Origin of the sequence: Pseudodonghicola flavimaris, assembly GCF_030164425.1 — a bacterium.
Lineage (GTDB): Bacteria > Pseudomonadota > Alphaproteobacteria > Rhodobacterales > Rhodobacteraceae > Pseudodonghicola > Pseudodonghicola flavimaris.
In genome coordinates, this window is the sequence record NZ_JASNJD010000002.1 from 63,604 (window position 1) to 81,763 (window position 18,160).

Annotated in this window: 20 protein-coding genes; 10 read left to right on the top strand and 10 right to left on the bottom strand. The window is 68.1% G+C overall.

All coding sequences use genetic code 11. The features are described from left to right. Nucleotides 1–74 precede the first annotated feature (74 nt). Complete coding sequence (locus tag QO033_RS02920; protein ID WP_284479431.1) at nt 75–929, bottom strand: phosphate acyltransferase; 855 nt, start codon at nt 927–929, stop codon at nt 75–77. A gap of 33 nt (nt 930–962) precedes the next feature. On the opposite strand from QO033_RS02920, the gene QO033_RS02925 reads away from it, so the two are divergent. Then, nucleotides 963–2,096, top strand: a complete 1,134-nt coding sequence (locus QO033_RS02925; RefSeq protein ID WP_284479432.1) for a citrate/2-methylcitrate synthase — start codon at nt 963–965, stop codon at nt 2,094–2,096. A 63-nt stretch (nt 2,097–2,159) separates the two neighbouring features. Here QO033_RS02925 and dapA read toward each other — a convergent pair whose 3' ends face one another. Beyond that, a complete protein-coding gene (gene dapA, locus QO033_RS02930) occupies nt 2,160–3,032 on the bottom strand; it encodes a 4-hydroxy-tetrahydrodipicolinate synthase (RefSeq protein WP_284479433.1) in 873 nt (290 codons plus the stop codon). A 190-nt stretch (nt 3,033–3,222) separates the two neighbouring features. Here dapA and QO033_RS02935 point away from each other — a divergent pair, with 190 nt between their 5' ends. Continuing rightward, the gene (locus QO033_RS02935) at nt 3,223–5,217 is read left to right on the top strand and encodes a lytic transglycosylase domain-containing protein (protein WP_284479434.1); all 1,995 of its coding nucleotides are present in this window, start codon (nt 3,223–3,225) and stop codon (nt 5,215–5,217) included. Here QO033_RS02935 and QO033_RS02940 read toward each other — a convergent pair. Together QO033_RS02940 and mnmD are read right to left on the bottom strand one after the other, a co-directional pair. Next, nucleotides 5,191–6,066, bottom strand: a complete 876-nt coding sequence (locus QO033_RS02940) for a DMT family transporter (RefSeq protein WP_284479435.1) — start codon at nt 6,064–6,066, stop codon at nt 5,191–5,193. The two genes, QO033_RS02935 and QO033_RS02940, sit on opposite strands and share 27 nt — an antisense overlap. Next, on the bottom strand, nt 6,063–6,734 hold the full coding sequence (mnmD, locus tag QO033_RS02945; protein WP_284479436.1) for a tRNA (5-methylaminomethyl-2-thiouridine)(34)-methyltransferase MnmD: 672 nt from the start codon (nt 6,732–6,734) through the stop codon (nt 6,063–6,065). The genes QO033_RS02940 and mnmD overlap by 4 nt, the downstream gene beginning before the upstream one ends. Before the next feature lie 63 nt (nt 6,735–6,797). Between mnmD and QO033_RS02950 the strand changes: the two genes are divergently transcribed. Together QO033_RS02950 and QO033_RS02955 are read left to right on the top strand one after the other, a co-directional pair. Continuing rightward, nucleotides 6,798–7,835 (top strand): NAD(P)/FAD-dependent oxidoreductase, encoded by a 1,038-nt coding sequence (locus QO033_RS02950; RefSeq protein WP_284479740.1) that lies wholly within the window; start codon nt 6,798–6,800, stop codon nt 7,833–7,835. Then, nucleotides 7,832–8,236, top strand: a complete 405-nt coding sequence (locus tag QO033_RS02955; protein WP_284479437.1) for a VOC family protein — start codon at nt 7,832–7,834, stop codon at nt 8,234–8,236. The genes QO033_RS02950 and QO033_RS02955 overlap by 4 nt, the downstream gene beginning before the upstream one ends. A gap of 84 nt (nt 8,237–8,320) precedes the next feature. Here the strand turns inward: QO033_RS02955 and QO033_RS02960 are convergent, their stop codons facing one another. The 3 genes from QO033_RS02960 to QO033_RS02970 form a co-directional block, all read right to left on the bottom strand. Then, nucleotides 8,321–8,863 carry an NADPH-dependent FMN reductase gene (locus QO033_RS02960; protein WP_284479438.1) on the bottom strand — a complete coding sequence of 181 codons (543 nt, stop codon included), beginning with the start codon at nt 8,861–8,863 and terminating at the stop codon, nt 8,321–8,323. A gap of 107 nt (nt 8,864–8,970) precedes the next feature. Beyond that, a complete protein-coding gene (locus QO033_RS02965) occupies nt 8,971–9,633 on the bottom strand; it encodes an OmpA family protein (RefSeq protein WP_284479439.1) in 663 nt (220 codons plus the stop codon). Nucleotides 9,634–9,807: 174 nt separating this feature from the next. Beyond that, complete coding sequence (locus QO033_RS02970) at nt 9,808–10,497, bottom strand: helix-turn-helix transcriptional regulator (protein WP_284479440.1); 690 nt, start codon at nt 10,495–10,497, stop codon at nt 9,808–9,810. A 128-nt stretch (nt 10,498–10,625) separates the two neighbouring features. Between QO033_RS02970 and QO033_RS02975 the strand changes: the two genes are divergently transcribed. Further along, nucleotides 10,626–10,829, top strand: a complete 204-nt coding sequence (locus tag QO033_RS02975) for a hypothetical protein (RefSeq protein WP_284479441.1) — start codon at nt 10,626–10,628, stop codon at nt 10,827–10,829. 336 nt (nt 10,830–11,165) lie between these two features. Continuing rightward, on the top strand, nt 11,166–11,789 hold the full coding sequence (locus QO033_RS02980; protein WP_284479442.1) for a sulfotransferase family 2 domain-containing protein: 624 nt from the start codon (nt 11,166–11,168) through the stop codon (nt 11,787–11,789). Nucleotides 11,790–11,911: 122 nt separating this feature from the next. On the opposite strand, the gene QO033_RS02985 is transcribed toward QO033_RS02980, so the two are convergent. Continuing rightward, nucleotides 11,912–12,781 (bottom strand): bifunctional helix-turn-helix domain-containing protein/methylated-DNA--[protein]-cysteine S-methyltransferase, encoded by an 870-nt coding sequence (locus tag QO033_RS02985; protein WP_284479443.1) that lies wholly within the window; start codon nt 12,779–12,781, stop codon nt 11,912–11,914. A 199-nt stretch (nt 12,782–12,980) separates the two neighbouring features. On the opposite strand from QO033_RS02985, the gene nth reads away from it, so the two are divergent. Genes nth through QO033_RS03000 form a run of 3 tightly spaced genes read left to right on the top strand, consistent with a single transcriptional unit; the run spans nt 12,981 to nt 15,210 of the window. Beyond that, nucleotides 12,981–13,625 (top strand): endonuclease III, encoded by a 645-nt coding sequence (gene nth, locus QO033_RS02990; RefSeq protein ID WP_284479444.1) that lies wholly within the window; start codon nt 12,981–12,983, stop codon nt 13,623–13,625. Beyond that, nucleotides 13,622–14,611 carry an adenosine kinase gene (locus QO033_RS02995; RefSeq protein ID WP_284479445.1) on the top strand — a complete coding sequence of 330 codons (990 nt, stop codon included), beginning with the start codon at nt 13,622–13,624 and terminating at the stop codon, nt 14,609–14,611. Before nth ends, QO033_RS02995 begins: the two co-directional genes overlap by 4 nt. Further along, nucleotides 14,611–15,210, top strand: coding sequence for a GNAT family N-acetyltransferase (locus QO033_RS03000; protein WP_284479446.1), 600 nt, complete (start codon nt 14,611–14,613; stop codon nt 15,208–15,210). The genes QO033_RS02995 and QO033_RS03000 overlap by 1 nt, the downstream gene beginning before the upstream one ends. A gap of 50 nt (nt 15,211–15,260) precedes the next feature. Here QO033_RS03000 and QO033_RS03005 read toward each other — a convergent pair whose 3' ends face one another. Next, nucleotides 15,261–15,458, bottom strand: coding sequence for a hypothetical protein (locus tag QO033_RS03005; protein WP_284479447.1), 198 nt, complete (start codon nt 15,456–15,458; stop codon nt 15,261–15,263). Between the two features lie 38 nt (nt 15,459–15,496). Further along, complete coding sequence (locus QO033_RS03010; protein ID WP_284479448.1) at nt 15,497–15,985, bottom strand: RNA pyrophosphohydrolase; 489 nt, start codon at nt 15,983–15,985, stop codon at nt 15,497–15,499. 130 nt (nt 15,986–16,115) lie between these two features. Between QO033_RS03010 and QO033_RS03015 the strand changes: the two genes are divergently transcribed. After that, the gene (locus tag QO033_RS03015) at nt 16,116–18,140 is read left to right on the top strand and encodes an NADPH-dependent 2,4-dienoyl-CoA reductase (protein ID WP_284479449.1); all 2,025 of its coding nucleotides are present in this window, start codon (nt 16,116–16,118) and stop codon (nt 18,138–18,140) included. Nucleotides 18,141–18,160: the final 20 nt, after the last annotated feature.

Below are 18,160 nucleotides of genomic sequence, written 5' to 3' on the forward strand. Positions count from 1 at the left end.
CAGCGCAAATTTCTTCGAAGAAATTTGTCCGGAATTTGCAAAATTCCGGGTCCGGCCGCGGCGCCGTACCCGGTCTATCCCAGCGCCAGCGTCACCACGGTGGCGGCCACGATATCCTCCACCGTCGCCCCCCGGCTGAGATCGCAGACCGGGCGGCGGAACCCTTGCAGGATCGGTCCCAGCGCCCGGGCGCCGGCCAGTTCCTGCGCCAGCTTATAAGCGATATTGCCGGCATCGAGATCGGGAAAGACAAGAACATTGGCATCGCCCGTCCCCATCCCCTTCACCGCCGCCACCCGCGGGTTGAGCGCCGCGTCCCCCTGCAGCGGGCCGGCGAACCCAGTCGCCTCCGCCGCCGCGCGCACCTTGTCGACGGAGGCGCCCGCCCCGCTCGACCCGGTGGAGAAGGACAACAGCGCCACCCGCGCCGCGCCCAGCAGCGCCCGGCCGGTGGCGGCCGAGGCGCGGGCAATATCAGCCAGCTCCTCCGGGTCCGGGTCCACGTTCAGCCCGCAATCGGCAAAGATCAGCTCCCGCCCGTCGGGGAAGATCATCAGAAAGAAGGACGAGGCCGTGCGCACCCCCTCGGCCGGCCCGATGGCAAGGCTCGCGGCCTCGATCACCTTTCTGCTCGGCGCCACTGCACCGGCGACCATCGCATCGGCCTCGCCCGCGGCGACCATGGCGGCGGCGCGGATCAGCGGGCGCGCCAGCATCCGGTCTGCCAGCGCCGGCCGGAGCCCGCGCGCCGCGACCAGAGCCGCGACCTGCGCCGCGCTCGGCGCCGTCGGCGGGACCGGCTCCGCCAGCCCGTCCTCCGCCAGCCGCCGGGCGGCGGCATCGATGCGCGGGTCCTCTCCCAGCTCAGGGAACACCACTCGGGCCCGGCGTGCGCGGGCGGCTTCGAACGCCTGTGTCAGTGCCGACATTCCATCCTCCAGTTCCAGCCGAAGGAGCCAGTCATGAGCGACAACGTCAAGATCAACCGCGGCCTCAAAGGGGTCTATTTCGAACGCTCCGGCGTCAGCGACATCGATGGTGCGCGGGGGGAGCTGACCTATCGCGGCTACTCGATCCACGATCTGGCGACGCAATCGAGCTTCGAGGAGGTCTGCTATCTGCTGATCCATGGGGAGTTGCCCACGGCGGAGGAACTGGCCGGATTCGACGCCCGGCTCAGGGCCGCCCGGGTGCTGCCCGATCCGGTCCATGACATTATCGCCGCCTGCCGCGACGGCCACCCGATGGATGTGCTGCGCACCGCGGTATCGGCGCTCGCGGCGCTGGAGCCTGCCAGCCGCGACACCGGCGAAGACGCCTTCGTCGCCAATGGCATCCGGCTGACGGCGCAGGTGCCGATGATCGTCGCCGCGCATCAGGCGCTTCGCAACGGCCGCGATCCGGTCGCCCCCGATCCGGCGCTGGGGCATGCCGCCAACTGGCTGTGGATGCTGAAGGGCGAGCCGCCGTCAGAGGCCGCCGCCCGGCTGGCGGATGTGGATTTCATCCTGCATGCCGAACATGGCGCCAATGCCTCCAGCTTCGCCGCCCGGGTCACCATCGGGACGGAGGCGAACCTGCACGCCGGCATCGTCACCGCGCTTTCCACCCTTGCCGGCCCGGCCCACGGCGGCGCGGCAGAGGACGTGATGAAGATGGTCCGTGAAATCGGCCGGCCGGAGAACGCCGCCGCCTATGTCCGTGCCAAACGCGCCGCTAAGGAGCCGGTCACCGGTTTCGGCCACCGGGTCTATCGCCGCGAGGACCCGCGCGCCCGACACATGCGCGACGGCGTCCGCCAGCTGGGCGAGGAGATGGGCGCGCCAGAGTGGTACGAGATCCTGCAGGCGGTGGTGGAGGCGATGGCCCCCTATGCCCGCCACGGGCTGAACGTGAACGTCGATTTCTATTCCGGCGTGATCTATCAGCTGCACGACATCCCGATGGACCTCTATGTCCCGATCTTCGCCATCGGCCGGATGCCCGGCTGGGTGATCCAGTGCATCGAACAGCGGCGCAGCAACATCTTGATCCGGCCGCTCACGCTCTATACCGGGCCGGACCCGCGGGCCTATGTGCCGTTGGCGGCGCGCTGATGCAAAAAGCCCCGCCAGAGCGGCGGGGCCATCGGCAAAGGTACAGGACCGCGGCGGTGCGGGTCAGAGCAAACCTGCGTGGGCCATGGCGGCGTCGATGGCGGCCTTGGTGCTGTCTTCCAGCGGCGTCAGCGGCGAGCGAACCTCTTCCCCGCAGAGCCCCAGTTTCGACATCGCGTATTTGGCGCCGACCAGGCCGGGTTCGATGAAGATCGCCTCGTGCAGCGGCATCAGCCTGTCCTGATACTCCAGCGCCAGCCGGTAATCGCCGGCCAGCGTCGCCGCCTGGAATTCGGCGCAGAGCTTCGGCGCGACATTGGCGGTGACCGAGATGCAACCGACGCCGCCATGGGCGTTGAACCCCAGCGCGGTGGCATCCTCGCCCGAAAGCTGGATGAAATCGGCGCCGCAGCTGGCGCGCTGCTGGCTCACCCGCTCCAACTTGCCGGTGGCGTCCTTCACCCCGACGATGCGCGGCAGTTTCGCCAGCTGCCCCATGGTCGCCGGCGTCATGTCCACGACCGACCGGCCGGGGATGTTGTAGATGATGATCGGGATATCGGCGCAGTCGTGCAGCGCGGTGAAATGGGCGATCATACCGCGCTGGGTCGGCTTGTTGTAATAGGGGGTGACGACCAGCGCCGCATCGGCACCGGCCTCGGCCGCGAACTGCACGAAGCGAATCGCCTCGACGGTGTTGTTCGACCCCGCGCCCGCGATCACCGGCACCCGGCCCGCGGCGGCCTTGACCACCTCGGCGATGACGGTCTCATGCTCCTCATGGGTGAGGGTCGGGCTTTCGCCGGTGGTGCCCACCGGCACCAGCCCGCCAGAACCTTCGCCGATATGCCATTCGACCAGGTGTTTGAGCGTATCCAGGTCCAGCTCGCCGTTGCGGAACGGGGTGACGAGGGCCGGCATTGAGCCTTTGAACATGGAAGTGCTCCTTAAAGCGTGGTCGTGGCGGGCGCTGTCCCCGCCGGTCTTGGGGTTTGAACGGTCTGGCACGGGCAGCGGCCCGCCGAACCGGGCCTGCTTCCGCAATTGTGAGTTGATCCGCGCGATGCGTGACTTATCGTCAGAGGCTCTAGCCACGGTTGGGTGAGAAATGCAAGGGATGTCACGCATGCGGGCCAGTGTCGCGCCGTTGCCCGGGAGCCTCGTCGCGGCGCTCCTGATCTGCCTGGCCGTGCTGGCCGGAGGGCGCGACGCCCGAGCCGATGCGGTCGCCGATCTCTCCCAGGGGCTGGAGGCGATGCGCAAGGCCGACTGGGACCGGGCGCTGGCGGTTTCCGGCGCGCGCGGATCGCTGTCGCGCGACATCATCGTCTGGCACTGGCTCAGGGCCGGCAAGGGCAGCGCCGGCGACGTTCTGGTGTTCCTCGACCGCCGCCCCGACTGGCCCGGGCTCGACTGGCTACGCCGCAAGAGCGAGCCGGCCTTCACCGGCGAACCGCCCGAACGCGTGCTGGGCTTTTTCGCCCAGACCCCGCCACAGACCGCCGAGGGCGCCCTGGCCCAGGCGGAGGCGCTGGAGTCCCGGGGCCGCAGCGGCGAGGCCCAGGCCGGTCTGGTGCTGGCCTGGCGAACCCTGCCGATGGGGGCCGGGCTGCAGGCGCTCTATCTCGACCGGCACGGCAAGCTTCTGGCCCCGCATCATCAGGCCCGGCTGGACAGGATGATCTGGGACGGCAATCTGGTCAGCGCCAAGCAGATGCTGCCGCTGGTCGGCGCCGATCAGCGCGCCCTGGCGGAGGCCCGGATCGGCCTGCTGGAACTCGCCCCCGGGGTCGACGGGCTGATCGCCAAGGTGCCCGCCGGGCTGCAGGACGATCCCGGCCTGTCGCATGCCCGGTTCGTCTGGCGCCACCGCAAGGGCCGCAGCGACGACGCCATCACCCTGATGCTGGAGCATTCCACCAGCGCCGCCGAGCTGGGGGAACCTGCCGCCTGGGCACAGCGCCGCCGCTGGCTGGCGCGGGAGAAACTGCGCGACGGCGACGGCGCGCTGGCCTACCGCATCGCCGCGCAGCATCAGCTGACGCCCGAGGCCGGCTATGCCTATGCCGATCTGGAATGGATCGCCGGCTATGCCGCGCTGACCCGGCTCAACGACCCGAAGACCGCGCTGAAGCACTTCCACAACTTCGACGCGGTGGTGGAGACGCCAATTTCCCGGGGCCGCGCCGGCTATTGGCTGGGCCGCACCTATGCCGCGCTCGGCGACAGCGACAGCGCCTATGCCGCCTATGCCAGCGCGGCTGATCAGCAGACCTCCTTCTACGGGCTGCTGGCCGCCGAGAAGATCGGCCGCCCCTTCGATCCCGCCCTGCTCGACCCGCCGGCGCCACCGCCCTGGCGACAGGCGGCGTTTCTCAAATCCAGCGTCGCCGAGGCCGGTCTGCTGCTGCTGGCCGCGGGCGAAACCGACCTTGGCGAACGGTTCCTGACCCATCTGGTCGAAAGCCTCGATCCGGTGCAGGCGGCGCAGATGGGCGCCATGGCGGTGGAGATGGACCGGCCGCATCTGGCGGTGATGATCGCCAAGCGCGCCGCCAGCCGCGGCATCGTGCTGGAGGGCATCTATTACCCGCTGCATCCGGTTGCCGGGCTGGAGTTGCCGATGGCACAGGAGATGACCCTGGCCATCGCCCGGCGCGAAAGCGAATTCGATCCCGGCGTGATCAGCGGCGCCGGCGCCCGCGGGCTGATGCAGGTGATGCCCGCCACCGCCAAGCTGATGGCGACCGAACTGGGCATTCTCGGCGGCCACAGCACCGACCGGCTGACCAGCGACTGGGCCTATAACGCCAAGCTCGGCGCCAATTACCTGGCCAAGCTGGCCGGCGATTTCGATGGCAACGTGGTGCTGATGGCGGCCGGCTACAACGCCGGGCCGCGGCGCCCGGCCCGCTGGATCGAGGAGTACGGCGACCCGCGTGCGCCCGGCGTCGATATCGTCGACTGGATCGAGAATATCCCTTTCGACGAGACCCGCAATTACGTCATGCGGGTGACGGAAAGCCTGCCGGTCTATCGCGCCCGGCTGGGCAAGACACCGCTGCCGATCCCGTTTTCGCAGGAGCTGGCGGGCTCAACCCTTCACGCGTTCGCGCCATAGGGTGAAGAGCCCGGCCCCGACGATCAGCGTGGCGCCGATCAGGATATTGTTGCGCAGGACCTCGCCGAAGATCGTCATCCCCAGGATCGAGGCCCAGACCAGGTGGAAATAGGCGAAAGGCTGCACCGCCCCGGCCTCGGCCACCTCGTAGCATTTGATCAGCAGCCAGTGGCCCAGCACCCCGGTGATGCAGAGCACCGACATCCAGGCCCAGTCCGGCCCGGTCATCGGTTCCCAGAACCAGACACCGAGGGCGGTCATCATCACCGCCCCCGACACGCCGGTCCAGAAAAAGCTGGTCTCGGTCGAATCGCGCCGCGCCGCATAGCGGGTCAGCAATCCGTAAAGCGCGAACATCAGCGCCGAGATCAGCGGGATGATCGCCGCCGGATCGAAGACACCAACCCCCGGTTCCAGAATGATCAGAACCCCGATCAGGCCGATACCGATGGCGCTCCAGCGCCGCCAGCCGACCCGCTCGCCCAGGACCGGCCCTGACAGCGCCGCCACCAGCAGCGGATAGCTGATGAACACCGCCTGGCTGTTGATCAGCCCCAGCAGCGTAAAGCCGTAGATCGCCACGCAGACCTCTCCGGCCAGCAAAAGGCCGCGGAAGATCTGGAGAAACGGCTGCTCGGTCCGCGCCGCCCGGCGCAGGCCGCCGCGCCCGCGGGCCGCCAACACGATGACGAAGGCGGCGAAGAACCAGTAGCGGATCATCACCACCATCCAGGTGTTGTAGGTCCCCGCCAGATGCCGCGAAATCCCGTCCTGCAGGGCGAAGACGATGGTGGAGCCGATCATCAGCAGGATGCCGAGCGGCACGTTGTTGCGTTGCGGGTCGCTCATTGCGGCATCCTTGCCCGGGTCATGTGACGTTTGCGGCCGAAGCCCGGGGCCCGGTCGACGGCAAATCCCGCCGCCTCCAGCCCCCGCCGCACGAATCCCGCGGCGGTATAGGTGGCGGCGGTGCCGCCCGGTGCGGTGTGGCGGGCGACCTCTGCCAGCAGATCGTCGCCCCAGAGCTCGGGGTTCTTCGCCGGGGCGAAACCGTCCAGGAACCAGGCATCCGCCCGCCCCTGCCACTGCGGCAACGTCCGCCGCGCATCACCTTCGATCATCTGGAAACGCAGCGTGTCCAGCGCCACCGCCCCGGTGCCGGTCCAGACCGCCAGAAAGCGCGCCGCCCAGGGCGCCAGATCGGGGAAGGCCTCCAGCGCGCGGGCCATATCCGCCGGCGCCATCGGAAACGCCTCGAACGTGGTGAAGCCGATCGGCCCCTGCTGGCCGCTCTCCTCCCACAGCGCCCAGGCGGAGAGCAGGTTCAGCCCGGTGCCGAAGCCCAGCTCGGCCACATGGAACCCGGGCGCGAACCGCGCCGGCAGGTCGTTGCCTGCCAGGAACACGTGCTGCGTCTCCGCCCGCCCGTTCTGCAACGAGAAGTAAGGGTCGTCGAACCGCGCCGAGACCGGCACGCCACCGTCGCGCCAGGTGAGTTCCGCCCGCTGGTCGGCCATTCCGATTTTCCGTAAGACAGTCCAAGAACGGCGCGACATTGGAGAAAGGCGGCGGCAATGGCAATGGCCGATGTGACGATCTACGGCGCAGGCATCTTCGGACTGGCAACCGCCTGGGCCTGCTGCGCCCGGGGCGCGAAGGTGCGGGTGATCGATCCCCACGGCCCCGGCGCCGGGGCCTCCGGCGGGCTGGTCGGGGCGCTGGCGCCGCATGTGCCGGAGAACTGGAACGACAAGAAGGCCTTCCAGCTCGACAGCCTGTTGATGGCCGAAGCCTTCTGGGCCGGGGTCGAGGCCGCGGGCGGCACCAGCGCCGGCTATGGCCGCACCGGCCGGCTGCAGCCGATCGCCGACGACCGGGCGCTGGAACTGGCCCGTGCCCGCGAGATCACCGCCGCCGATCTCTGGCGGGACCACGCGACCTGGGCAGTGCGCCCGCTGGGCGATTTCGGCCCCTGGGCGCCCCCCTCGCCCACCGGCTTTCTGATCCACGACAGCCTCAGCGCCCGCATGCACCCGCGCCGCGCCTGCGCGGCGCTGGTCGCCGCCCTCAGGGCCAAAGGGGCAGAGATCGTGGCCGAAGGCCCGGTAGAGGGCCTGGTACTCCACGCTACCGGCGCCGCCGGTCTGGCCGAGCTTTCCGCGCATTTCGGCAAGGTGGTGGGCAATGCCGTCAAGGGGCAGGCCGCGCTCCTCGCCTATGATGCCGGCCCCGGAGCGCCACAGCTCTTCGCCGATGCGGTCCATATCGTGCCCCATGCCGATGGCACCCTCGCCATCGGATCGACCAGCGAGCGGGAGTTCGAGGATCCCACCGCCACCGACGCCCAGCTCGATGCCGTCCTCGCCCGCGCCGTCGCCGCGATGCCGGCGCTGGCCGATGTGCCGGTGCTCGAACGCTGGGCCGGGCTGCGCCCCCGCAGCAGGTCGCGCGCACCGATGCTGGGGGCGCATCCGCTGCACCCGGGCCGGTTCATCGCCAACGGCGGCTTCAAGATCGGCTTCGGCATGGCCCCCAAGGTGGCCCAAGTGATGGCCGATCTGATGCTGGAGGGGCGCGATACCATCCCCGAAGGCTTCCGGCCGGAGGCCTCGCTGTGACCGCCCCCCGCCTGACCGCGCTCGATCATCTGGTCCTGACCGTGACGGATATCCACGCGACGGTAGGGTTCTATTCCGACGTGCTCGGCATGCGGGCCGAGGTCTTTCATCCCGCCGACGGCAGCCGCCGTATCGCCCTGCGCGTCGGACCGCAGAAGATCAACCTGCATCCCGCCGCCGCCCCGTTCCAGCCGAAGGCGGCCCACCCCGGTCCGGGCACGGCGGATCTGTGCTTCCTGACCGAGACGCCGCTCACCGACTGGCAGAGCCATCTCGCTGCCCGGGGTGTAACCGTCGAGGAAGGCCCCATCCGCCGCACCGGCGCCGCCGGGCCGATCCTGTCGCTCTACATCCGCGACCCCGACGGCAATCTGATCGAGATCGCGACACCGATCCGCTGACCCGGGCCTGACGCCTCCCCCTTCGATCTGGTCATAAATGTCCTGGGGGTCCGGGGGCAAAGCCCCCGGCGCGTGGACCCGGGCTCAGGCTCCGATCTCGGCGCGCAGCTTCCGCATCAGCGCCTCCAGCGTCGCGGCATAGCGGTCGCTGATCAGCTGGCCCGCGTCGTCGAACTGGTTGCGGCAATCGGCGACATGCAGCTCCGGCCCGGTGATCAGCCGCGGCTGGAACGGCACCAGAAAGCTGCGCAGCACCATCTGCGCCCGCTCGCCGCCGGCGCGCCCGCCGGCCGAGGACATCACCGCCACCGGCTTGTCGGCCCAGGGATTGGCGGCGGTGCGGCTGACCCAGTCGAGCGCGTTTTTCAGCACCCCCGAGGGCCCTTTGTTGTATTCCGGCGTGGAGATCACCACCGCGTCGGCCGCGGCGATCTGATCGGCAAGCTGCTGCACCGCGCCGGGAATGCCCGCCTCCCCCTCCAGATCGCCGTCATAAAGCGGCAGCGCCAGATCGGCCTCGACGAACACCGCCGGGCCGAACAGCCGCGCCGCTTCGCGCGTCAGCATCCGGTTGGTCGACAGCCGGCGCAGCGCGCCCGACAGGCCGAGAAGGGTGGGATCGCTCATGTCATGTCACCTCCGGCTGAACATCCTCAGCCGGAGGATAGACCGCCCCCGCCCGCTCCGCCACCTCTGCGCGGCGGCCGGCCCCGGGGCGGTGAGATGTCAGCCGATCACTTGGTGGGGATCATCACGATCTCGACCCGGCGGTTCCGCGCCTTGCCCTCGGCGGTCAGGTTCGAGGCGATCGGTACTTCCTCGCCACGGCCGATGGTGGTCAGCCGGGTGTAGGGCACGCCATTGGCCTGCAGGATATTGGCCACGGCGGAGGCGCGGCGCTGCGACAGGCCGACGTTATAGGCAGCATCGCCATCGCTGTCGGTATGGCCGATCACCTGCACCATCATGTCGGGATAGCGCAGCAGGTGCTGCGACACAGTGTTCAGATCCGCCCGCAGCGCCGGGCGCACGGTGAAACTGTCGGTCGCGAAGGTGATGTCGGTCGGCAGCGTCAGGACCAGCTGGTCGCCGGTATTGACCACGGTGATGCCGTCATTGGCCAGTTGCTGGCGCAATTCGGCGGCCTGCCGGTCCAGCGACTGGCCGATGGCCGCGCCGGCAAGCGCCCCCACCGCCGCGCCGCCCAGAACCGCGGTGGTCTTGTGCGAGGAATTCGATACCGCGCCGATCCCGGCGCCCAGAAGACCGCCCATGATCGCTGCCGATTTGGTGTTGGCATTCGGATCGCTGTTGCTGAGCAGCTGCGAGTCCGAACAGGCGCCCAGCAGCAGGGCGGCGGAAACCGCCGCGACGGTCGTGGTCTTCAAGAGCTTCATTGGCTTGCCTCTTGTTCTGCTTGTTTTGCCGTCCCGTTCTGCGGGACCTTGGCTCTTATATCTGCCTGCGGCCCGACGCACTCAAGCGGCGGCGCGGAAATCTCGGCGGATTGCCGCCCACGGCTGCGGCCGATCGCCCCTGAGGCGACCCCGTTCAGGGTCGGGGTCACGGGGTCACGGGCTGAAGATGTAATTCCAGTCCTCCTGCTCGCGCCAGAGCTTGCGCAGCATCGGGGCATCCTCGGCAAAGCTCTGCTCCAACAGATCGGCAGCGAGCATCCGGTCGGTGCGGAAATGGCGAAACCCGCCCCTCAGCTCGCACCAGCCGGCCAGCAGGGTGCATTCGACGTGATAGATCAGTCCCAGCGGGCGCAGCACCCGGTCGGTCTGCTTGCCGTCCTTGTCGACGTAACAGAGCCGGAGCTTGCGCGCATCGCGCACCGCAGCGCGCAGCCGCGCCACCGGCACGCAGCCCTGTTCCGGGTCGTCGGGCGGCGCGCCCCAGGGCGCCACCTGCAACCAGTCGGCCGAGGCGTGCACATCGGTGATCTTGCGACTGACCCGGGCGGCGGCCTGCTGCAGCGCCCCGTCGCCGGTGCGCATCAGCATCGCCAGGCCGACATGCAGCGCCTCCATCTCCTCGGCATCGAAATTCAGCGGCGGCAGGTCATAGCCCTTGCGCAGCACATATCCGACGCCCGCCTCACCCTCGACCGGGGTGCGCATCGCCTGCAGCGCGGCGATGTCGCGGTAGACCGTGCGTTTCGAGACCTCCAGCTGGGCCGCCAGATCCTCCGCCCGGAGCGGCGCCCGGGCAGCGCGCAGGATCTGGATGATTTCGAACAATCGGTCGCTTCGGGGCATCGGGAACTCCGGTCCGGCAGGTCAGGGGGCTGTCAGCCTGCTGCCATCCTAGCATGCGCCACTGACAACGGGCTGTCAGCAGCCCTGCGGTTATCTGCCCGCCAAGACGCAGATACCGGAGACGACAGATGTGTTCCTATGACTGGATCGTGATGATCACCCTCGGGCTCGACCGCTGGCAAGCGGAGCGCCGCCCAAGCCCCCATGAGATCGAGCTGTGCGAGATCCGCAAACAGCACGAGGTCCGCAAGGCGGCAGAGACGGCGAAAAAGCGGCGGGCACCGGGCGGCACCGGTCTTGCTGGCAGGCGCCTCTTCCGCCCGAGAGGGTGACACCCAGCCCAACGAACGGACAGCGCGTTACAGAGCTGAGCGACAGACGCGAAGAGAGCTCTCACCAAGCCTCGGTCCGCGCCAGTCGCCCCCCCTCTTGCCGCGTCTCGCAGTGTCGCCCCACCTGAAGACGGGGGGCGGATTACTGAAGCCCCCTTCTGGTTTTCACCAGCTCCCGCGGCCCTCTCGACACGAGAGAGCCGATTTCCTGACAAAGAGTGCTTTCGGTGGCCCGGCAATAGTCGTTAGTCTCCAGCCCGATAGATAAGCTCTGACAACAGGCCGTTTTGCCAGCGGCCACATCAGCAAGACCAACGGGATGCGAGAATACCAAACATGACCGTCAACGGCGTGGAGTTCTACGACGCGCCCAAGAACGCGGGCACGACCATGCGCATGTGGCTGAAACACTACGAGCAGCGCCTGCCCGAAACCAGGGATTGGTCGGGCTATTACACCCTGCGGGGACTGGGCCTGCCCACCGCCTGGCACAATAACGCGATGGTCCACCCCCAGTTCTTTTCCCCCGGTGAGGAAGGTAACATCCGCTTCTGCATCAAGCGCGATCCGATTGACCGGTTTATCAGCGCCTATACCGACAAGGTGCTGCACGAAAAGCTTGCACCCTGGTCGATCGATACCTGCCTGTCCATGATCGAAAGCGGCGAGATGGAAGCAATCGCGCGCTCCGACGACCCCTACAAGCTCGCCGCCAGTCATTTCCTGGACCAATGCACCTGGTTCGGTCCTCAGATGGATTACTTCGACCATGTCTTCGACATCCATCGAATGGACGCGGTGCGCGCGTTTTGTCAGGACGTCGTCTTCAAGATGCCGCTGCCGCCCTTCCATGCCCGCAACGCAAAACACCTGAAGCTCAGCAAGATCGAGTTGGCCCCCTCGCAGTATCGATACGCGCAATCGGTCTTTGCCCCCGACTACGCTGCTGGATGGTCCTGACAGGGACTGAACCAGCAGCCCCGCCGGTCCGGCTTCGCGCCCGGCAGTCATGGCTTTGGCCCCTCGTCGCGCGGCTTCAGATCGACAAGGAGGTATCCCCGCGCCCCGCTGAGCCCCCCCCTTCAGGAGGCGATCTGCTCCCGCTCCTCTTCCCGCGCGGCCTCATAGGCGAGCATGGCGCGTTTGACCGGCAGGCCCCAGTGGTATCCCCCCAGCCCGCCGGACTTGCGCAGGGCGCGGTGGCAGGGGATCAGCCAGCTGACCGGGTTGCGCCCCACCGCCGTGCCCACCGCCCGCACCGCCCGGGGCGCGCCGATCGACTGGGCGATTTCCGAATAGGTGCTGACATGGCCCGAGGGGATGCGCAGCAGCGCCTCCCAGACCTTGATCTGCAGCGGCGAGCCGATCATATGCAGCGCGGTCTCGCCGCTCTGGTCGAAGGCGGCGGCAACCCAGCCGGCCAGTGCGCCCGGATCCTCGGCGAAGGCGGCGCCCGGCCAGCGGCCCCGCATGTCGGCCATCGCGGCCTCCGCCCCGGTTTCGGCGGCGAAGGCCAGACCGCACAGCCCGCGGTCGGTGCCCATCGCCAGCGCCGGGCCGAAGGGGCTGTCGAACCAGCCCCAGCGGATCGTCAGCCCGGCGCCGTGGCGGGCGAAATCGCCCGGGCTCATCGCTTCCCAGCGCAGGAACAGATCGTGCAGCCGCCCGGCACCCGACAACCCCACCGCATGGGCGGTCTCCAACGTGGTGAAGCGGTCGTGCAGCAGCGCCTTGGCATGGCCGAGCCGCAGATATTGCTGGAACTTCTTCGGCGACACCCCCGCCCAACGCGAGAAGATGCGCTGGAAATGTGCCGGGCTCATGTTCATCCGCGCCGCCAGTTCCTCCAGCGACAGCGCCGGTTCCCCCGCCTGCTGGCCGGCATCGATCAGCTCGATCGCCCGGCGCATCACGTTGAAATGATAGCCCTGATCCATCTCGTCGCCACTCATGCCCGCAGCTCCCCTTTCGTCCGGTTCCAGATTAGGCCCGCGCCAGCGCCGGCGCGACCCGTTTCCTGCGGTTTGATCACCGGGGGTGCCGCCTCCGGCAGCACGTCGGCGCGGCTTATCCGCACCACCCCCGGGCGGAGCCCGCTCGCCCGCCCGTCGGCCATTGCACCCCGACGCGGCAACGGGCATTAAACCCCGGATGGCAAAGCAGCTCGATTACCACACGATCCGCGAGATCTTCACCCGCTTCCACGAGCGCGAACCCGAACCCAAGGGCGAGCTGGAGCATGTCAACGCCTACACCCTGGTGGTGGCCGTGGCGCTGTCGGCGCAGGCCACCGACGCCGGGGTGAACAAGGCGACGCGAGAGCTCTTCAAGATCGCCGATACGCCGCAGAAGATGCTCGACCTGGGCGAGGAGCGGCTGATCGAGCATATCAAGACCATCGGGCTTTACCGAAACAAGGCCAAGAACGTCATCAAGCTGTCGAAGATCCTGGTCGAGGATTACGACGGCATCGTGCCCAATTCCCGCGCCGCGCTGCAATCGCTGCCCGGCGTCGGGCGCAAGACCGCCAATGTGGTGCTGAACATGTGGTGGCACTACCCCGCGCAGGCGGTCGACACCCATATCTTCCGCGTCGGCAACCGGAGCGGCATCTGCCCGGGCAAGGATGTCGATGCGGTCGAACGCGCCATCGAAGACAACGTGCCGGTGGATTTCCAGCAACATGCCCATCACTGGCTGATCCTGCACGGTCGCTATCACTGCAAGGCACGCAAACCGCTGTGCGGCACCTGCCTGATCCGCGATCTCTGCCTTTTCGAGGAGAAGACCCTATGAGCACCTATCAACTTGTCGGCATCGGCAATGCCATCGTCGATGTGATCTCGCAGACCGAAGACGCCTTCCTCACCGATCACGGCATCGAGAAGGGCATCATGCAGCTGATCGAGACCGACCGGGCAGAGCTGCTCTACGGTGCCATGACCAACCGGCTGCAGACGCCCGGCGGCTCGGTCGCCAATACCATCGCCGGCGCCGGCGCGCTGGGGCTGAAGACCGCCTTCATCGGCCGGGTCCGCGAAGACGAGCTCGGCCAGTTCTATGCCGGCGCGATGGCGCAGCAGGGCGTCGATTTCGTCAACCCGCCGGTCGCCGGCGGCGAACTGCCGACCTCGCGCTCGATGATCTTCGTCTCGCCCGACGGCGAACGCTCGATGAACACCTATCTGGGGATTTCCTCGGAACTCAGCTCCGCCGACGTTCCGGCCGAGGTCGCCGGCCAGGCGCAGCTGATGTTCCTCGAAGGCTATCTCTTCGACAAGGACAAGGGAAAGGAGGCCTTCCTGCAGGCCGCCAAGACCTGCCACGCCGGCGGAGGCAAGATCGGCATCGCCATCTCCGATCCCTTCTGCGTCGACCGCCACCGCAGCGATTTCCTGTCGCTGATCGAACATCAGATGGATTTCGTCATCGGCAACGAGGCCGAAATCCAGTCGCTGTTCCAGACCGATCACCTGGACGACGCGCTGGTGATGACCGCGGCGCTCTGCCCGCTGGTGGTCTGCACCCGCTCCGGCGACGGGGTGACGGTGATGGAGGGCACCTCGCGCACCGATATCCCGGTGGAAAAGATCACCCCGGTCGACGCGACCGGCGCCGGCGACCAGTTCGCCGCCGGTTTCCTCTACGGTCTGGCGACGGGCCGCGATCTGGAGACCTGCGCCAGGATCGGCAATATCTGCGCCCGCGAGGTGATCAGCCATATCGGTCCGCGGCCGGAGGCCGATGTCTCGGCCCTGCTGAAAGAGGCAGGCCTGCTCTGATGGCGCTGGCGCCCGGGTTTCACGACGTGCCGCCGGGCATGGTGGCGACGGTGGTGACCCATCTCGAGATGCGGGCACCGCCCCCCGCCCGCCCCGGCCCCCTGCCGGCGGGGATCGCGCTGACCCGGATCGCCGCCCCGACACCCGACTGGTACCGCGACCTCTATACCCGGGTCGGCCGCGACTGGCTGTGGTTTTCCCGGCTGCAGATGCCGGAGGAGGAGCTCGCCGCGATCCTCTCCGATCCGGATGTCGAGATCTGGGCGCTGGAGAAGGACGGCCGCGCCGAAGGGCTGCTGGAACTCGATTTCCGGCAGCAGGGCGCCTGCGAACTCGCCTTCTTCGGCCTGACCGGCGCGCTGATCGGCAAGGGCGCGGGCCGCTTCCTGATGAGCCGGGCCATCGCCTCCGCCTGGGCGCGCCCGATCTCCCGCTTCCACGTCCATACCTGCACACTCGACAGCCCCGGCGCGCTGGCGTTCTACCGGCGCAGCGGCTTCACCCCGATGCGCCAGCAGATCGAGATCGCCGCCGACCCCAGGCTCACCGACGATCTGCCGCGCGATGCCGGCAGCCACATCCCGCTCTTCGACGGCTGACCACGCCCGCGCCCCGCGCCCGAAATGTGCTGCCTGGATTTCGCAGGATGTCAGAGATGCAGGCCCATCCCCATTCCGCCGGTGCCGACCCGCACATGCATCGGACCGCAGCTCTGGCCGACAGAGACCCGCGAATGGGTGCCGCTGGCGCCGACCCCGACACCAGCCTGCAGATCGGGGCGGGAGTTGCAGCCGGTACAGCCGGCCAGCGCCAGCGCCACCACCAGAATCCCCACGAAAAGACGCATCACACCCCTCCCGGCGGGACCCGCCCCATGGCCGCCGCTCAAAGCCCCAGATAGGGGGCGAATTCCGCCACCACCTGCTCATAGACCGCGCGCTTGAACGGCACGATCCTCTCCACCAGATGCGCCGGCTCCTGCCAGCGCCAGGTGCTGAACTCCGGATGTTCGGTGACGATATCGACCTGATCGTCGGTGCCGAGGAACCGCATCAGGAACCATTTCTGCTCCTGACCGCGATAGCGCCCCTTCCAGATATGCGGCACCACGTCATGCGGCAGGTCATAAGGCAACCAGCGGGCGCTCTCGGCCACCACCTCGACCAGATCGGCGGTCACCCCGGTCTCTTCCCACAGCTCGCGCAGCGCCGCATCGCGCGGCGCCTCGCCCTTGTCGACACCGCCCTGCGGCATCTGCCAGGCATCCTCGTACCGGTCGTTGCGCTGGCCGACAAAGATATTCCCGTCCGCATTCATCAGCATCACGCCGACGCAGGGACGATAGGGCAGCCTGGCGATCTCTTCGGGGGTCATGGGCCCGCTCCTTTCGCTGTGCCCCTTCTGTCTAGCGCCTGCCTCGGCGGGTGCAAGCCAGTGACGCAGGGTTCCGACGTGACACAGACCGACAATGCGGCAATTCTGCCGCCAGCTAAGGGAGGGCGATATGACCGAGTACCCACATCTTCTGGCGCCGCTGGATCTGGGCTTCACCACATTGAAAAACCGCGTTCTGATGGGCTCCATGCACACCGGGCTGGAGGAGACCGGCGACTGGAACCGCGTCGCCGAATTCTACGCCGAACGCGCCCGCGGCGGCGTCGCCCTGATGGTCACCGGCGGCATCGGCCCGAACCTCGAAGGCTCGGTCGCGCCGGGCGCGGCGATGATGGCCACCGACAAGGACGTCGCCAACCACGCCATCGTCACCGACCGCGTGCATCAGGCCGGCGGCAAGATCGCCATGCAGATCCTGCATGCGGGCCGCTATGCCTTCGGCCCGAAATGCGTGGCGCCCAGCCCGGTGAAATCGCCGATCTCCCCCTTCCCGCCGAACGAGCTGGACGCGGCGGGGATCGAGAAGCAGATCGCTGATTTCGTTCAGGCCGCCATGCTGGCACAGAAGGCCGGCTACGACGGGGTCGAGATCATGGGATCGGAGGGCTATTTCATCAACCAGTTCCTCGTCACCCATACCAACAAGCGCAGCGACGACTGGGGTGGCTCTTACGAGAACCGTATGCGCCTGCCGATCGAGATCGTCCGCCGCACGCGGGAGGCCGTCGGCCCCGACTTCATCATCATCTATCGGCTGTCGATGATCGACCTGGTGCCCAACGGCTCCACCCATGATGAGGTCGTGCAACTGGCGCAGGAGATCGAAAAGGCCGGCGCCAGCATCATCAACACCGGCATCGGCTGGCACGAGGCGCGGATTCCGACCATCGCCACCTCGGTGCCCCGCCGCGCCTTCGCCTGGGTGACCAAGAAACTGATCGGCAAGGTCTCGGTGCCGCTGATCACCTCGAACCGGATCAACACCCCCGACGTCGCCGAAGAGGTGCTGGCGGAAGGCTGCGCCGATATGGTCTCTCTCGCCCGGCCGATGCTGGCGGATGCGCATTTCGTCTCCAAGGCCGCCGCTGGTGCCGCCGCCACCATCGCCCCCTGCATCGCCTGCAATCAGGCCTGTCTGGATCACACCTTCGGCGGCAAGCTGACCTCCTGCCTGGTCAATCCCCGCGCCTGTCACGAGACCGAGCTGGTCCTGGAAAAGACCGCCGCGCCGAAAACCGTCGCCGTGGTCGGTGCCGGCCCCGCCGGCCTGTCGGCTGCCCTCGCGGCGGCGGAGCGGGGTCACAAGGTCAGCCTCTTCGACAAGGCGGAAGAGATCGGCGGCCAGCTCAACATGGCCAAGCAAGTCCCCGGCAAGGAGGAGTTCTGGGGCCTCGTCGACTGGTACCGGACCATGCTGGCACACTCCGGCGTCACACTGACGCTCGGCCGGGAGGTCACCGCCGACGATCTGACGGGCTTCGACGAGGTGGTGATCGCCACCGGCGTCACCCCGCGCGATCCGCAGATCCCCGGCGAGGATGGCGCCAATGTGCTCAGCTATATCGAGGTGCTGCGCGACAAGGCCCCGGTGGGTCCGCGGGTGGCGGTGATCGGTGCCGGCGGCATCGGCTTCGACGTCTCGGAATTCCTGCTGGAAGACCACAGCCCCGCCACCGATCTGCCGGCCTGGATGACCGAGTGGGGGGTGACCGACCCGGCAGAGCATCGCTCCGGCCTGGCCCCCGAAGGGCCGCAACCGGCGGCCCCGGCGCGGCGGGTGACGCTCCTGCAGCGCAAGAAACAGGCCCATGGCAAGGGGCTTGGCAAGACCACCGGCTGGATTCACCGCGCCACGCTGAAGATGAAGGACGTCGAGTTCGTCGGCGGCGTCAATTACGAGAAGATCGACGCAGAGGGCCTGCATGTCAGCTTCGGCGAAGCGCGGGAAAACCCCACGCTGATCGCCGCCGATACCGTGGTGCTCTGTGCCGGCCAGGTGTCGGAGCGCAGCCTGGCCGATGCGCTGGCCGAAAGGGGCATCACCGCCCATGTGATCGGCGGCGCCGATGTAGCGGCGGAACTCGACGCCAAACGGGCGATCAATCAGGGCACGCGGCTGGCCGCCACGCTCTGATCCGCGCGCCACAAAACCGG

What these genes read in the sequence shown, in the direction of transcription:
- QO033_RS02940 (WP_284479435.1), bottom strand. Translation starts at nt 6,066, where the DNA reads ATGAGCGACCCGCAACGCAACAACGTGCCGCTCGGCATCCTGCTGATG.
- dapA (WP_284479433.1), bottom strand. Translation starts at nt 3,032, where the DNA reads ATGTTCAAAGGCTCAATGCCGGCCCTCGTCACCCCGTTCCGCAACGGC.
- mnmD (WP_284479436.1), bottom strand. Translation starts at nt 6,734, where the DNA reads ATGGCCGACCAGCGGGCGGAACTCACCTGGCGCGACGGTGGCGTGCCG.
- QO033_RS03015 (WP_284479449.1), top strand. Translation starts at nt 16,116, where the DNA reads ATGACCGAGTACCCACATCTTCTGGCGCCGCTGGATCTGGGCTTCACC.
- QO033_RS02975 (WP_284479441.1), top strand. Translation starts at nt 10,626, where the DNA reads ATGTGTTCCTATGACTGGATCGTGATGATCACCCTCGGGCTCGACCGC.
- QO033_RS02925 (WP_284479432.1), top strand. Translation starts at nt 963, where the DNA reads ATGAGCGACAACGTCAAGATCAACCGCGGCCTCAAAGGGGTCTATTTC.
- QO033_RS03000 (WP_284479446.1), top strand. Translation starts at nt 14,611, where the DNA reads ATGGCGCTGGCGCCCGGGTTTCACGACGTGCCGCCGGGCATGGTGGCG.
- QO033_RS02950 (WP_284479740.1), top strand. Translation starts at nt 6,798, where the DNA reads ATGGCCGATGTGACGATCTACGGCGCAGGCATCTTCGGACTGGCAACC.
- QO033_RS03005 (WP_284479447.1), bottom strand. Translation starts at nt 15,458, where the DNA reads ATGCGTCTTTTCGTGGGGATTCTGGTGGTGGCGCTGGCGCTGGCCGGC.
- QO033_RS02920 (WP_284479431.1), bottom strand. Translation starts at nt 929, where the DNA reads ATGTCGGCACTGACACAGGCGTTCGAAGCCGCCCGCGCACGCCGGGCC.
- nth (WP_284479444.1), top strand. Translation starts at nt 12,981, where the DNA reads ATGGCAAAGCAGCTCGATTACCACACGATCCGCGAGATCTTCACCCGC.
- QO033_RS02985 (WP_284479443.1), bottom strand. Translation starts at nt 12,781, where the DNA reads ATGAGTGGCGACGAGATGGATCAGGGCTATCATTTCAACGTGATGCGC.
- QO033_RS02970 (WP_284479440.1), bottom strand. Translation starts at nt 10,497, where the DNA reads ATGCCCCGAAGCGACCGATTGTTCGAAATCATCCAGATCCTGCGCGCT.
- QO033_RS02935 (WP_284479434.1), top strand. Translation starts at nt 3,223, where the DNA reads ATGCGGGCCAGTGTCGCGCCGTTGCCCGGGAGCCTCGTCGCGGCGCTC.
- QO033_RS02960 (WP_284479438.1), bottom strand. Translation starts at nt 8,863, where the DNA reads ATGAGCGATCCCACCCTTCTCGGCCTGTCGGGCGCGCTGCGCCGGCTG.
- QO033_RS03010 (WP_284479448.1), bottom strand. Translation starts at nt 15,985, where the DNA reads ATGACCCCCGAAGAGATCGCCAGGCTGCCCTATCGTCCCTGCGTCGGC.
- QO033_RS02980 (WP_284479442.1), top strand. Translation starts at nt 11,166, where the DNA reads ATGACCGTCAACGGCGTGGAGTTCTACGACGCGCCCAAGAACGCGGGC.
- QO033_RS02965 (WP_284479439.1), bottom strand. Translation starts at nt 9,633, where the DNA reads ATGAAGCTCTTGAAGACCACGACCGTCGCGGCGGTTTCCGCCGCCCTG.
- QO033_RS02995 (WP_284479445.1), top strand. Translation starts at nt 13,622, where the DNA reads ATGAGCACCTATCAACTTGTCGGCATCGGCAATGCCATCGTCGATGTG.